Source organism: Janthinobacterium sp. GL_088, assembly GCF_057837845.1.
Map to the genome: position 1 here is coordinate 2,459,486 of NZ_CM174453.1, position 14,131 is coordinate 2,473,616.

General features: G+C 65.3%; 8 protein-coding genes. 5 read left to right on the top strand and 3 right to left on the bottom strand.

What is annotated here, in order from left to right:
• Positions 1-35: 35 nt before the first annotated feature.
• Positions 36-3,056, bottom strand: coding sequence for a PAS domain-containing protein (locus tag AC3IQ7_RS11330; RefSeq protein ID WP_489209595.1), 3,021 nt, complete (start codon positions 3,054-3,056; stop codon positions 36-38).
• A gap of 282 nt (positions 3,057-3,338) precedes the next feature.
• On the opposite strand from AC3IQ7_RS11330, the gene AC3IQ7_RS11335 reads away from it, so the two are divergent.
• A complete protein-coding gene (locus AC3IQ7_RS11335) occupies positions 3,339-3,710 on the top strand; it encodes a YajD family HNH nuclease (protein WP_099380144.1) in 372 nt (123 codons plus the stop codon).
• Between the two features lie 23 nt (positions 3,711-3,733).
• On the top strand, positions 3,734-4,405 hold the full coding sequence (locus AC3IQ7_RS11340) for a response regulator (RefSeq protein WP_489209598.1): 672 nt from the start codon (positions 3,734-3,736) through the stop codon (positions 4,403-4,405).
• Positions 4,406-4,464: 59 nt separating this feature from the next.
• On the opposite strand, the gene AC3IQ7_RS11345 is transcribed toward AC3IQ7_RS11340, so the two are convergent.
• Positions 4,465-6,618 carry a TonB-dependent receptor domain-containing protein gene (locus AC3IQ7_RS11345; protein ID WP_489209600.1) on the bottom strand — a complete coding sequence of 718 codons (2,154 nt, stop codon included), beginning with the start codon at positions 6,616-6,618 and terminating at the stop codon, positions 4,465-4,467.
• Positions 6,619-6,788: 170 nt separating this feature from the next.
• Here AC3IQ7_RS11345 and AC3IQ7_RS11350 point away from each other — a divergent pair, with 170 nt between their 5' ends.
• On the top strand, positions 6,789-8,135 hold the full coding sequence (locus tag AC3IQ7_RS11350) for a sensor histidine kinase (protein ID WP_489209602.1): 1,347 nt from the start codon (positions 6,789-6,791) through the stop codon (positions 8,133-8,135).
• Between the two features lie 33 nt (positions 8,136-8,168).
• On the opposite strand, the gene AC3IQ7_RS11355 is transcribed toward AC3IQ7_RS11350, so the two are convergent.
• On the bottom strand, positions 8,169-11,390 hold the full coding sequence (locus tag AC3IQ7_RS11355; protein WP_489209604.1) for a di-heme oxidoredictase family protein: 3,222 nt from the start codon (positions 11,388-11,390) through the stop codon (positions 8,169-8,171).
• Between the two features lie 406 nt (positions 11,391-11,796).
• Here AC3IQ7_RS11355 and AC3IQ7_RS11360 point away from each other — a divergent pair, with 406 nt between their 5' ends.
• Together AC3IQ7_RS11360 and AC3IQ7_RS11365 are read left to right on the top strand one after the other, a co-directional pair.
• Positions 11,797-13,074, top strand: coding sequence for a winged helix-turn-helix domain-containing protein (locus tag AC3IQ7_RS11360; RefSeq protein WP_489209606.1), 1,278 nt, complete (start codon positions 11,797-11,799; stop codon positions 13,072-13,074).
• Positions 13,071-14,063: a DUF2804 domain-containing protein gene (locus tag AC3IQ7_RS11365; protein WP_099380139.1), complete on the top strand. Its 993-nt coding sequence runs from the start codon at positions 13,071-13,073 to the stop codon at positions 14,061-14,063. The genes AC3IQ7_RS11360 and AC3IQ7_RS11365 overlap by 4 nt, the downstream gene beginning before the upstream one ends.
• Positions 14,064-14,131 lie beyond the last annotated feature (68 nt).

Genomic DNA, 14,131 nt, shown 5'->3' on the forward strand with positions numbered 1-14,131 from the left:
AGGGGTCAGACTCGCGCCAGGCGCCAGCGGCTAAATCAAGCCGTCAAGGCGCCGGCTCTGTATGTATTGCGCCCATCCTGCTTGGCCTTGTACAGCAGCACGTCGGCCCGCTGCAGCAGCACGGCGGGGGAAATGTCTTCGTCGCGGTAGAAGGCCAGGCCGATGCTGGCGGAAATGCGCACGGTGATGCCATCGAGTTCGAACGGCTGCTGCATGGCGGCGACGATTTTTTCCGCCAGCACTGCCGCGTCGTCGGGCCGGGTGATCTGTTCCATGATGATGGTGAATTCGTCGCCGCCCAGGCGGGCGACGATGTCGGTGGCGCGCATGGTCTGCGTCAGGCGCTGGGCGAAGGCGCGCAGCAGCGCGTCGCCGGTGCCGTGGCCGTGCGTGTCGTTGACGGGCTTGAAGCGGTCGATATCCATGTACATGACGGCCATCAGGTGCTGCTGCTGACGGCTCGCGTGCATGGCGTCGCTGAGTTTTTGCTGGAAGCCGGCGCGGTTCGACAAGCCTGTCAGCGCATCGACCTGGGCCAGCTTCAGCAGGCGCTGTTTTTCGCGCTTTTGCACGGTGATATCCTGGCGCATCACGTGAAAACCCACCACCTGCAGCTTGTCTTCGCCGATCTGCGGAATGTAGATCACTTCCATGCAGCGCTCGATGCCTTCCTTGTCGTCTTCTTCCTCGAAGCTCAACGTTTCGCCGGCCAGCACGCGCTCGATATACGGCGCCACAGTGCCGTAGCGCGCCTCTCCCACCGTGTCGCGCACGCTCTTGCCCAGCACCAGCCGGCCCGTCAGGCCGAATTCGCGTTCGTAGGCGATGTTCAGGAAGCGGTAGACCTGGTCGGCGTCGATGTAGGCGATCATGGCTGGCAAGGTGTCGGCGATGGTGCGCAGGCGCGCTTCGCTTTCCAGCAGCGCCACTTCCGATTCGCGCAAGGTGGTGATGTCGTCCAGCGTTCCCACGTAGCCTTCGATCTGGCCGTCGATGAGGATGGGGGCGATTTTGACGGAAACCCACACCAGCCTGCCGTCGCGCTGCAGGCAGCGCAGGGTGGACTGGAACGGCGCATGGCTGCGCGTGAGCTGTTCCAGCGCCACGTGCATCAGCGGATAGTCGTCCGGGTGCAGGGCACTGGTCCAGCCGGCGCCCAGGGCGGCCGCGCGCGGCAAGCCCGTGATCGATTCAAAGGTGCGGTTGACATAGGTGCAGCGGCGCTGGCGGTCCAGGCGCACCAGCCCGAGCGGCGAGGCGTCGTTGACGGCGGCCAGCTCGGCCTGTTTCTGGCGCAGATCCAGCTCCTGCTGGCGGCGCTGCGAGATGTCTTCGGCGATGCACAGGATATGTTCGATCTGCTGGCGCTCGTCGAATACGGGCACGGAGACGGCGCGCAGGTAGCGCAGGCTGCCATCGAACAGGCGCAGCGGCTTTTCCGTATGGTCGATGACGCCGCGCTCGGCCAGGATGGCGCGGTCGTCCTCGGCATCGTGCAGGCCGAAGTCGGGCGGGAATGCCAGGCAATCGGTCTTGCCGATGACGTCGGCGGCCAGGTGGCCGGTGATGTCCTCGGCCGCCTTGTTCCACACTTCCATCTGGCCGAAATTTTCCGGGCGCGCGCTTTTCACGTAGACCAGCACGGGCAAATGGTCGATCAGCGACTGCAGGAAGCTGCGGTTATCCTGCAGCGCCAGTTCGTCGTGCTTGCGCGCGCTGATGTCGCGCGAGGTGACGGCTACGCCGTCGGCGATCGGCACCACCTGGTGGCGCAGCCAGCGCGTGCCGCCCGAGGCCAGCGGCAGCTCGAATTCATCTTCCAGCGGCTGGCCCGTTTCCATCACCAGCACGAAGCGCTTGAAGAAACGCTCGCCGCGCAGCAGCGGCATCAGCGGCAGCACGCGCTGGCCCAGCAGCTCGGAGCGTGGCTTGCCCAGCATGTCGGCGGCCCGCTCGTTGATGTCGGCAAAGGTGAAGTCTTCCACCGGCTTGCCCGGCGCGGGGCGCCAGGCTTTCAGCAGCAGCACGGCATCGAGGCTGCCCTGGTGCGCCGCGCGCAGCAAGGCTTGCGTTTCCGTGGCCTGGCGGATGCTGCGGCGCAGGCGCGCGCTCTGGCGCATCAGCAGGGCCGTAAAGCCGGCAATGAGTACGCTGGCGGCGAGCAGCGCGCCGACATACACGAGGCGGCGGTGCTCGAAGCGCGCCAGGGCGACGGTGCGGCTCACACCCACCACGGCCAGCAGCGGGTAGCGCGGCAGCTCGTGGTAGCTATAGATGCGCGAGGTCGCATCGACGGGCGGCTCGATCAGCAATTCTTCGGCGGCGTGCTGCGGCGCTCCCGGCATGCGGAAGTCGATGCGGTCGCTGAGGATCAATTGCTCGCCGATGCGCCCCACCGTCAGCCCGCTGTCGCGCGCCACCAGCATCAGCGCGCCCTGTTCATCGAGGTTCAGGCGGTCGTAGTCGTCGACAAAATACGTGGGGTCGACGAGGATGACGATGGCGCCGGCAAAGCGGCCTTGCGCATCGTTCAGGCGGCGCGCCAAACGGATGGTCCAGCGCTTGCTGCCGGCGTCGAGCATGGGCGTGTCGACCAGGGCCGTGTCGGACGCATTCGCGGCCAGCGCCCTGAAAAACGCCTGGCCTGCCAGGTTTTCCGGCAGGTAGGCGTTGGCGCTGTCGAGCACATTGCCGTGCGCGTCGACGAGGGCGATCGGCAACGCCAGCTTCGACGGCAGCACGCTGTCGAGCAGGCCCTGGCGGCGCGTGAATTCATTCAGGCGCAGGCCGCCGTCCGTTTCCTCGTATTTGAGTTTGAACAATTGCGTGGCGTGGTCCGTCTGGCGCAGGGTGAAACTGGTATGGTCGGCCAGGGTCCGCGCCAGCGACTGGCTGACGGCCACGGCGTCGCGCACGGCGCTGGTCCGCTCCTGGCCCACTTGGTAAAAGACGGCCGCCCACAGCGCCAGCAGCAGAATGAGCGCGAACAGGGGCACCAGGCTGAGACGGTACAGGCGGCGGGCAAGGCGTTGCAGAGGTCTTGTTATCGCTATCACGGGCGCTTGCAGGCTAGGGTCATGGAAAAGGGGAGGGGCGGCGTGGCGCGCATGATAGCCGAAATCGGCTGCCTTGCGCATAAGCCCGTCGCCGCCACGCCCATCGTCTGTTCGCGGTCTGTCGCTGGGCTTATTCTGCGTTAAATCAAGTAATTGTGGTGCCGCGCACGCTAAAAAAAACACGCCGGCGGCGACACGGGCTGGCGCCGTGGCAGAAAAAGTACAATTGCGCCCCCATCCTCATTAAAATGAGCACTTCTACCTCCCATATCGAAAGTTGTCATGCAGAGTAAAAAGCCCGACGCGGCAAGACTGGACAAGATCGTGGCCGAAGCACGCCGCGCCGCCGACCAGCGCGAGAGCGGCTACCGCGAGCGTTCGCTGAAGATGTACCCGTGGATCTGCGGTCGTTGCATGCGCGAATTTACGCGCGCCAACGTGCAGCAGCTGACCGTGCATCACCGCGACCACAACCACGACAATAATCCGCCCGATGGCAGCAACTGGGAACTGCTGTGCCTGTATTGCCACGACAATGAGCACTCGCGCTACCTGGAAGCGGACCGTGGCGCCGGCCTGCTGTCGGCCGAGGTGGCGCCCGCCACGCACAATCCGTTCGCCGCGCTGGCTGGCCTGATCAAGAAAAAGGACTGAGCGGTCCGTCCGCTTCTCACCCCATGCGCATCTTGCTGACCGAAGACGACCCGCAGCTGGGCCGCGCCACGCAGATCGGCCTGGAACAGGGCGGCTATGCCGTCGACTGGGTTACGAGCGCCGAACACGCGCACACGGCCGTGCGCCTGCACGACTATGGCTGCATTTTGCTCGACCTGGGCTTGCCGGGACAGGATGGCATGCAGGCGCTTGGCGTGCTGCGCGACAATGGCTACAGCGGCGCCGTGCTGGTTGTCACGGCGCGCGACCAGGTGGGCGAGCGCATCGCCGGGCTCGACGCGGGCGCCGACGACTTCATCGTGAAACCGTTCGACCTCGACGAACTGGCCGCGCGCATCCGCAGCGCCTGCCGCCGCGCCGCGGGCCGCCTGCGCGAAAACCTCGTGCACGGCGACCTGGTGCTCGATATTGCGGACCGGCAGGTGACGCAAGGGGGATTGCCCGTGCTGCTGACGGTGAAGGAATTTCGCATCCTGCAACTGCTGCTGGAACACGGCGGCCGGGTGCTGAGCCGGGAACAGCTGGAGAAAAACCTGTACAGCTGGGGTGACGAAGTGGAAAGCAATGCCGTGCAAGTGCACATCCACCACCTGCGCAAGAAGCTGGGGCGGGACTTGATACGCACCGTGCACGCGATCGGTTATTGCATCGACAAGCCTAAAGTGGCTGGATAAAAAAACGGGCCGCCCTGAGGCAGCCCGTTCGATGTTAACGCTAATGATGCGTCATATCATCAGAAATCGACAGTCGCCGACAGCCACAGGCGGCGGCCGTCCAGGCTGTTGACATAGCGGTTGGCGTAGGTCAAGGTCGGCGCCGATGAACCACGGTATGGCTGGTAGTCGATGAAGTCCTTGTTGAGCAGGTTGTACACGGCCGCGTTCAGGGTGACGCGCTTGTTCAACTGGTAGCTGCTGCCCAGGTGCAGCATGGTGTAGCCCTTGTAGTCGCCCAGCGCGGCCTTGGCGGCGCGCGTGGAAGCCGAGGTGCCCGGATCGCGGAAGCGCTCGCTGCGGTACTCGGCGCGCAGCCAGCCGTTCCATTCGCGCGAAATATCCCAGCTCAGGCGCGCGTTGACGGCGTGCTTGGGCGTGTCGCTCAGCGGCTTGCCGGCGTTGCTGCCGCTCTTCTGTTCGCTTTCCGTGTACGTATAGTTGGCGCTGGCCGACAAGGTCTTGCCCAGTGGGAAGCGCGTGTTCAGCTCGACGCCGCGTGTGACGGCCTCATCCACGTTGACGGATTGGCCAAACGCATCGACGTTGGGCCAGTTGCCGAAGCTGACGCAGCCGGGACGGTTCGGCGAAGGGCGATAGTCGCAATTGACGAGGCCGGTGCCCGTCGTGATCTTGTCCTTGAACTCATTGTTGAACAGGGAACCGCTGGCCGTCCAGCCGGCAAGGTTGTCGAAGTAGGCGCCGATTTCCGTGGTCGTGCTCGTTTCCGGCTTCAGGTTCGGGCTGCCGACGAGGGGAATCGTGCCCTGGCCGCCGAAACCGTTGATGCCTGGCGACAGTTGTTCGACGCGCGGCGTCTTGTAGCCCTTGCTGACGCCGCCCTTGACGGTCCAGCGTGGCGTCGCGTTCCATACGGCATAGGCGCGGGGGCTGGTCTGGCCGCCGAAGATGCTGTGATCGTCATAACGGGCGCCGAAGGTCAGGGCGACGTTCTCCAGCACCTGCCATTCGTCTTCCACGAACAGGGCTTTTTGCGTGAATTCGAATTTCTTCGGCGCCACGCCATCCGTCATTTCCGCTTTCCACCATTGCGCGCCGACGGTCGCCATGTGCTTACCTAATGGCATGACCAATTTGGTGTCGAACACCTGGCTTTCCACTTCCAGGGTGCGCGCACTGCCGGCCACGGCGCCCGGCGTGCCTGGCGGAATCGTGCGGCCCAGGGTTTCCGTCTTGTTCACCATGTAGCTGCTGTCCAGGGTGCCGAAGCCGAAGCGGCCCGTGTGCGACAGGGTCCACTGGTCGCGGTTGTATTTCTGCTCGGGACCGTAGCCGCCTTGCAAGCCCAGGGTGCCCAGCTGCTTCTTCGAATTGTCGTAGGTCTGGCGGCCTGCGTCGGCGTCGAGGATGACGGTGTGGTAGCGGTTTGGCGTGAAGGCCAGGCGCGCGCCAAAGTTTTCAATGTCCGCGCGCACGGGGTTGGCGCCCATGCTCGGCACATTTTCCCCACCGGCCGCGTCGTTGTAGCGGATGTTGGCCGCATCGCGGCGCTGCTTGCTGCCGCGCAAGGACAGGCCCAGCAGGTCGGTGGCGATGGGACCGCTCAGGTAGAAGCGGCCGTTTTTCACGTCGCCGAAATCGGATTCTTCCTGCACGGTGTAGTCAGCCGAGATAGAGCCCATCCACTGCTTGCCCACCTTGCGCGTGATGATGTTGATCACGCCGCCCATGGCGTCCGAGCCGTACAGGGTCGACATGGGGCCGCGGATGATCTCGATGCGCTCGATGGCGGCCAGCGGCGGCATGAAGCTCGTCTGCGTGCCGCCGAAGCCGTTCGGCGTGACATTGCCGGCCGCGTTCTGGCGGCGTCCGTCGATCAGCACCAGGGTGTAGTCGCTGGGCATGCCGCGGATGCTGATGTTCATGCCGCCCGTCTTGTCGCCCGCCGCACCCACGTCGATGCCTTCCACGCTTTCCAGTGCCTGCGTCAGGTTGCCGAAGCGCTCCTTCGACAGCTCTTCACGCGTCAGCACGGTGATAGAAGCCGGCGCCTGCTTGATATCCTGCTCGAAACCGGAGGCGGACACCACCACTTCGGGCATGCTGGCCGGCGTGCCCGTCTGGGCGTGCGCTGGCAGGCAGGACAGGGCGGCCAAGGCCAGGGCCAGGGTGGTGGGACGCGGCAGGCGCGCGCGGCGGGTGCTGTTGGACATGCAAACTCCTGATGGTGGATGAGTTATTGGTTGATGTTGCTGGTGCAAGCTAATGGGAATCATTGACGCAATAAGAATCATTTACAATTGCGGCCATGGCTACCCAAAAAATATTTCGCTCCGGATCTTGCGCAGAAGTTCTTAAGAGATTCTTAACGGCTGGCGGCGGCGTGAAAACCTGGTCGCTGCGGCGCACCTTGCTGGCCGTGCTGCTGGGACTGACCCTGGCCCTGTGGGTGGGCAGCGCCGCCATCGTGTACGTGGAAGCGCGCCGTGAAAGCCAGGAATTGTTCGACCAGTCGCTGATCGAGACGGGCCATCTGCTGCTGTCGCTGGTGGAAAAGGATGCGCGCCAACACGGCTTGACGGGACCCATCGACCTGCCGCTGCGCGGCCAGCCGAATCCCCACCAGTATTTGCTGTTCAAGGTGCGCGACGCGCAGCAGCGCGTGCTGTACCGCAATGACGCGGCGACCGACATCGCCCTGTCGCGCAGCGCGCCGGACGGCCTGTCGTGGACCAGCATCGGCGGCCAGCGCTGGCGATTGTTTTCGTTGTGGGACCCGCAGCGTACCCTGCAACTGCTGGTGGCCGAGCCGACCAGCCACCGCGACGACATCAGCCGCGGCTTCTTTTACCGCATCGCCGTGTTCGGCCTGCTGCTGGTGGCGCTGGCCACCATCGCCATCTGGTGGAGCATCCACCGCGTGTTTCGCGTGCTGCAGGCGTCCGCCGGGGAAGTGTCGGCGCGCACGCCCGATGAACTGGCCGACGTCAGGCTGGCTGGCGCGCCCACCGAGCTGCATCCGCTGCTGCTGGAAATAAACCGTCTGTTCGGCAGGGTGCGGCAAAGCCGCGACAATGAGCAGCGCTTCACGGCCGATGCGGCGCACGAGCTGCGCACGCCGCTGGCCGCCATCAAGACCAATCTGCAAGTACTGCAGCGGGCCCGCAGCGAGGCTGAACGCGAGGAATTCATTGCCGCCCTGGGCGCCAGCGTGGAGCGCGCCACGCGCCTCGTCAACCAGTTGCTGGCGCTGGCGCAGCTCGATCCGCAGTCGGGCGCGGCGGCCGACTTGTGCGCGGGGGACCTGGCCGACCTGCTGGCCGGGCAGGCTGCGCAGTGGCAGCAATCGAGCCGGCAGTATCAGCTGTCGCTGAGCGTGATCATGGCGCCGGCGCCGTGCGCGCTGCATGCAGACAGCCTGCAGATGCTGTTGCGTAACCTGGTCGACAATGCGCTGCGCTATACGCCGGCGCCAGGCTGTGTCGTGATCAGTTGCGGCGTGGAAGCGGGGCGCAGCTACCTGCGCGTGGCCGATTCCGGTCCGGGCATCGCCGAGGAACTGCACGCGCGCGCGTTCGAGCGTTTTGTGCGCCTGGGCGGCGGGCAGCTGCCTGGCAGCGGCCTGGGCCTGTCCATCGTGCGCCGCATCGCCGAGCGGCATGGTGCCGACATCATCCTCGGCGCCGGCGTGCAAAACCGGGGGCTGGCGGTGACGGTCGTGTTTCCATGACGGCCCCGCCAGCGCAAGGCGTGTAGACCGAGTTTACAACGACTTCAGGAAAGCCAGCAGCGCATCGCGGTCCGTCTTCGACAGGTTCTCGAAACGCTGGCGCGCTTTTGTTCCTTCGCCGCCGTGCCACAGGATCGCTTCCGTCAGGCTGCGCGCGCGGCCGTCGTGCAGGTAGCCAGCCTTGCCGCCATTGCCCATGACTTTTTCCGTGTAGCCGATACCCCACAGGGGCGCCGTGCGCCACATACTGCCTTGCGCCTGGCCTTCCGTGAAGGTGTCGGCCAGTTCGGGGCCCATGTCGTGCAGCAGCAGGTCGGTGTAGGGACGGATGGTCTGGTTGCGTAACTCTGCAAACAGGTGGCCCGCGCCCGTCTTCATTTCCACCGTGTGGCAGGCAGCGCAGCGCATGCCCTGGAACAGCTTCGAGCCGGCGGCAACCTGCTGCGGGTCGACCTTGAGTTCCTCGATCGGTGCCACGCCTTTCGGAAAACCGCTGGCGATGCTGCGCTGCGCCGGCACGGCCACCAGGGCCAGGTATTGCGTGATCGACTGCAGGTCCGCTTCCGAGATGCCGGGCTGGGCGCCGCCCGCCGCGCAAGCCACCGGTCCGGCCATGCAGGCGCGGTTGCGGTACACGGGAGAAGTGACGGCCATGTCCAGCAGCAGCGCGTCGGCGGCCTGGTGGCGCAAGGTGGCTTTCGATGCCTTCCAGCCGAAGCGGCCCAGGCGCACGGCGCCCGTCTCTGGTTCATACACATAGTTGGGCACGCCCTTGACGCCGTCGGCATCCGGCGTGCTGCGGGCGCGCGCCAGGATATCGGCTTCCGGCACGGCTTCCAGCAAGCCCGTGCCGATCATCGGCGGCGCCGCGCGCAGCGAGACGACTTGCGGCACGGGGCCTTCGAAGGCCAAGGTTGGTTTGCGCAGTTCGACCTGCGTGCCATCGGCCAGGGCCGTCTTGCGTACCGTAAAGCCGCCCACGCTGACGCTGTTGCCCCAGTTTTGCGGCACGCCGGATGGCGCGACGGCATTCATCTGGATCGCCGTGCCGTATTGCGGGTGCGGCACCTGCTGGCCCGCCGCATTGATGCTGGCGACGCGCACGGCCATCGTGTCGAGGCGCTGGTTCAGGGCCATCGGCGCGGGGCTGCGGCCATTGTTGACGTGGCAGGCGATGCACGCCGACTGCCCGTAGCGCTGTCCCTGCAGGCCGACGGCGGGCGCGTAGCGGTCGTTGCCGCCTTCGTTATGCTCGCCGGTGGTGAAGTTCGTGTGCACCAGGCGGCGGCCTTCGACGAAGCGCTGCATGTTCTGCATGCCGATATTGTTGTGCGGCTGCTGGAACATGAACAGGGCGTTGTCCGAGTAGTTATATGACACGGAACCGAGGCCGCCCGACAGCGTTTCTTCCGGCAGCGGCACGGAATTGAGGCGCGGCTGCACGCCATACCACGGCCGCAATCCTGCGCCCACCACATACGTCCATTCGTACGAGTAGTAGCGGATGCCACCATCATCGCCTTTCGATGCCATCGAGGCGGCGGTGGAAAACATCGATGGCGACACTTCGATGATGTCGCCCGCCGTCAGCGCGCGCGCCTTGACGTCCGTGCCATTCGGCATGCCGCCCACATCGAGGCCGCCATGGCCCGGGTATTCCTTGATCAGCAGGGTGCAGGCGCCGTTGATGCCGTTGGCGTTCGTCAGGCGATCATTGGCCGGGTAGGCCATCGGCTTGCAGGCGGGGACATTGCGGTCCACCAGTTCGCCGGGCGACATCCAGCCGTAGCCCGTTACGCCAGGGCGGTCGAAGCCGCGGAAGAAGGCCACGCCGCCGGACAGGAAGTCGACGGTGGTGTACTGGTTGACGATCAAGGTGGGCTTGGTGACGCCGCGTACACGGCTGTTGTCGATGATTTCCACACCCCAGGTGCGGTTCTTGAAGTACTGCGGCACGAAAGTCAGGTAGTTGCCCGGCCCCTTGTCTTGCGGCAGGCCCGTGACGGGATCGACCGTTTCATTCGGGCCGTAGCCGATTTCATTCCACTCCTCGCCCCGTTCGCGGCCATGGCGCGCCAGGCCGCGCGCGCCGAAGCGCGTCACCAGGGTGCCGTCGGCCAGGGTGAATTGCAGGCTTTCCAGCGGCTGGGCGGCGGCCGGCAGCGGTGTCCAGCCGGTGCCGTTGGCGGGGAATTTCAAGGCCGACGTCGCAGTCGACGGCAGGCTGTTGTCGCTGCCCGGCGTCTTGAAGCTCACTTCCAGCAGCGAGTAGCCATACTGCGTGGCGCGCGCCACGCCCTGCAGGCGGATGTAGCGGGCGTTCACGCCCAGGTTGAAGAATTCCTCGGTGCCGCCGTGGCCATTGCTGACATAGCGCACTTGCGACCATGTCTGGCCGTCGTCGGACACTTGCAGCGCGTACTGCTTGCCGTATGCGTTTTCCCACAGCAGCTTCATGTAGCCGACGGGCGTCTTCGCGCCGAAGTCGAACTGGATCCAGGCGCCGTCCTCGAACTTGCTGGCCCAGCGCGTGCCCGTCTTGCCGTCGATCGCCATGGCGGCCGACATGCCGTTGTTTTCCACGGGCGAGGAAGTGGCGGCCACGGGGCGGATATCCACGCCGGGCTGGCCCGGATCGATGGTGACCGGAGGCGGTTCGGTGACGGGCGGCGTCACGGGCGGCAGGACGGGCGTACCCGAAAATGCCTGGATTTCAAAGATGGAGTAACCGTACTGGCCCGCGCGTTTGACGCCCTGCATGCGCAGGTAGCGGCCTTGCGCGTCGAACCCCGTGATGTCCTCGATGCCGCCCTTGCTGTCGCTGACGTTCTGGATGGTGCTCCAGTGCGTATTGTCATCCGATACCTGCAGCAGGTAGGCGCTGGCGTGCGCGTTTTCCCAGGCGATATGCACGCGGGTGATGCGCTGCGAAGTGCCGAAATCGAGGGTCAGATATTCGTTGTCGCTAAAGCCGCTGCCCCAGCGCGTGCTGTCGTTGCGGTCGATCGCGGCGCTGGCTGACAGATCGCCCCGTTCCGCCGAACTGGCCGTGGCGGCGACGGGCGTCAGCGCCGTTTCCGCCGACGTTTGCGCCAGCAGGCGCTGCGCCATGGCGGGCGTGGCCGGGTTGTCGCCGCCGCCACCGCCACCGCCGCATGCGGCCAGCAGCAGGGCCAGGGCCAGCGGCAAGCGTCGCATGGAAAAGTGGATAAAGCCGGCTTGGTGCCGCCGGGGCCGAAGCAGGGATGTGTGCATGCTATCTTCCTTGTTTTTATTGATTATGCAAGATTGGTCAGGCTGGCCGTCTCCGCATCCCCGCCGATGGTGTTGCGCATGCTGCAGCGTCACCGCAGCGCCTTGCGGCCAGGGGCGGCAAGGAGGGGTAGGGCGGGCAAAGATGGGGGAGCAGTTTTAATTGCCGTATGGCAATAATTTTCTTAAGTTATAGAAGCGCATGAGGCATGTCAAGAGGTCTCGTGGACTTGTCGTCAACTGTTCATGTAGTCCGGGTTTTTTGCACTATGCTGGTGCGCAAGATGAATAAGAATGGGTGATAGCATGAATAAAATTCAGGAAGAAATGCGTGGCGCGCGACGGGAATGCGGTATCTTCCTGAAATGCCTGCCGACTGCGCGTCCCCTTTTTTGAGGAAGAACTGACCTTGCCGATTTCGCCCGCCACACCGACACTCCCGCCGCTTTCGCTGCCCGCCGCGCGCGCCTTGCACCTGGCCGCGCAGGGCTTGCTGCAGGCGCGCCGCAAGAAGGCCGTCAAGGCTGACGTGCTGGCCGCCGTGCGGCAGATGGGCGTGCTGCAGATCGACACCATCCACGTGGTGGCGCGCAGCCCGTACCTGGTGCTGTGGAGCCGCCTGGGCGACTATCCGCAGCCGTGGCTGGAGCAGCTGCTGGCCGAGGGCGTGCTGTTCGAGTACTGGGCGCATGAAGCGTGCTTCGTGCCGATCGAAGACTATGGCTTGTACCGCCACCGCATGCTGGACCCGGCCGCCATGGGCTGGAAATACTCGGTCAAATGGATGGCCGAGCAGGGTGATGCCGTCGCGTCGGTGCTGGAACATATCCGCGTCAACGGCGCCGTGCGCTCGGCCGACTTCGAGCGCACGGATGGCCAGGCGGGCGGCTGGTGGAGCTGGAAGCCGGAAAAGCGCTCGCTCGAAGTGCTGTTTACCTCGGGCGTGCTGATGATCGCCAAGCGCCATCAGTTCCAGCGCTATTACGACTTGGCCGAAAGGGTGCTGCCAGGCTGGCACGACGGCTTGCTGCCGCCGGAAGAACAGGTGCGCCGGCGCCTGCTGCTGGCCAGCGTGAAGGCGCTGGGGCTGGCGCGGGCCAGCTGGATCAGCGACTACTTTCGCACGAAACAGTCGCGCGTCAGCCTGGCGCACGACTTGCAGGCGCTGGTGGACGAGGGCGCGCTGCTGCGCTGCACGGTCGATGGCTGGATTGACGCCGTGTACGTGCATGCGGACCATGCGCAATTGGCGCGCGACGCGGCCGCAGGCAAGCTGGCGCCCACCCTGACGACGATTTTGTCGCCGTTCGATCCCGTCGTGTGGGACCGGCGCCGCGCGCTGGAATTGTTCGGCTTTGACTACCGGCTCGAATGCTACACGCCCGCTGAAAAACGCCGGTATGGTTATTTCACCTTGCCGATCCTGCGGCGCGGCGCGCTCGTGGGGCGGCTGGACGCCAAGGCGCACCGCGCGCAGGGGCGTTTCGAGATCAAGTCGCTGGTGCTGGAAGTGGGCGTGCGCGTCAGTGCCCGCCTGGTGCAGGACGTGGCAGGCGCCGTGCAGCGGCTGGCGCTCTGGCATGTCTGTCCCGATATTGATATTGCGCAGGCGCAGCCGGCGCTATTTGGCCAGCAGCTGGCCGAGGCCCTGCACGACGGCGATGCTGCCGCAAGGCGGGCCGCATGATGCTGCCACCGGCTCCGCCCGCGCTGCTCGACGCTGACGGTCAGCCCCGTTTTGGCCGCTACACGGGGCAATTGAACGCCTTTGACTGGGCCGCGCTGGCGCCACCGCACGCGCGCGGCGCCTTCTGGCGGCTGTTTCACCACAAGCGCTGGCACTACGTGGCCCTGTCCACGCCCACCCTGTTTTGCGGCGTGGCCATCGTCGACCTGGGCTGGACCAGCACGGCCTTCGCGTATGCCTTCGACCGCCACAAGGGCAAGATCGTGGCCAGTTTTTCGCAGGATGGCGTGCCGGGCTTGAGCGCTACCGTGGCGCCGCATGCTGCTGGCTGCAGCCATTTCCGGTTTTTCTCGCAAAAAATCAGCATCGAAGCCCAGCCCCAGCAGCGCTACCGTTTGCTGCTCGATTGCGGCCATTTCGGCATCGATGCGGAATTCGGCCCGCCCGTGGCACCCACCTTGCTGGCCGTGGGTCCTGTGGGCGAGGGCGGCAGCGTGCATGCGACGCAAAAGTCGGGCGGCTTGCCCTTGTGGGGCACCGTGCGCTGCGGCGCCATGGGCTACAGCCTGGACGACGGCGTGGCCAGCTTCGATTATTCGAACGGCTTGCTGGCGCGCGAAACGGAATGGCGCTGGGCCTCGGCGCACAGCCTGGACCTGGGTTTCAATCTGCAGGCCGGCTATTTCGGCGCGCATGAAAACGCGCTGTGGCTCGATGGCCAGCTGTATCCGCTTGGCCGCGCGCATTTCGACTTCAACCCCGACAACCCGCTGGCGCCGTGGCATGTGTGGACGGACGACGATCTGCTGGACCTGCACTTCAAGCCGGAAGGCGCGCGCCGCGAGGATAAAAACCTGTGGATCGCCGCCAGCCGCTACATCCAGCCCATCGGCACTTTCAGCGGCTGGGTGCGCACCAGCGCGGAGTCGCCCAAGCGCATCGTGGCGCAGCTGGCCGGGGTAACGGAAAGCCACCGCTCGCGCTGGTAGGCGCATTGTTTTTTGCGAAACGCGTGACAAGGTCAAGTTTTTTTGGCAATGCATCCTTTACACTGGCG

Excerpts from the sequence above, each read along its gene's own strand:
- AC3IQ7_RS11335 (WP_099380144.1), top strand. The coding sequence starts at position 3,339 with ATGCAGAGTAAAAAGCCCGACGCGGCAAGACTGGACAAGATCGTGGCC.
- AC3IQ7_RS11340 (WP_489209598.1), top strand. The coding sequence starts at position 3,734 with ATGCGCATCTTGCTGACCGAAGACGACCCGCAGCTGGGCCGCGCCACG.
- AC3IQ7_RS11345 (WP_489209600.1), bottom strand. The coding sequence starts at position 6,618 with ATGTCCAACAGCACCCGCCGCGCGCGCCTGCCGCGTCCCACCACCCTG.
- AC3IQ7_RS11355 (WP_489209604.1), bottom strand. The coding sequence starts at position 11,390 with ATGCACACATCCCTGCTTCGGCCCCGGCGGCACCAAGCCGGCTTTATC.
- AC3IQ7_RS11365 (WP_099380139.1), top strand. The coding sequence starts at position 13,071 with ATGATGCTGCCACCGGCTCCGCCCGCGCTGCTCGACGCTGACGGTCAG.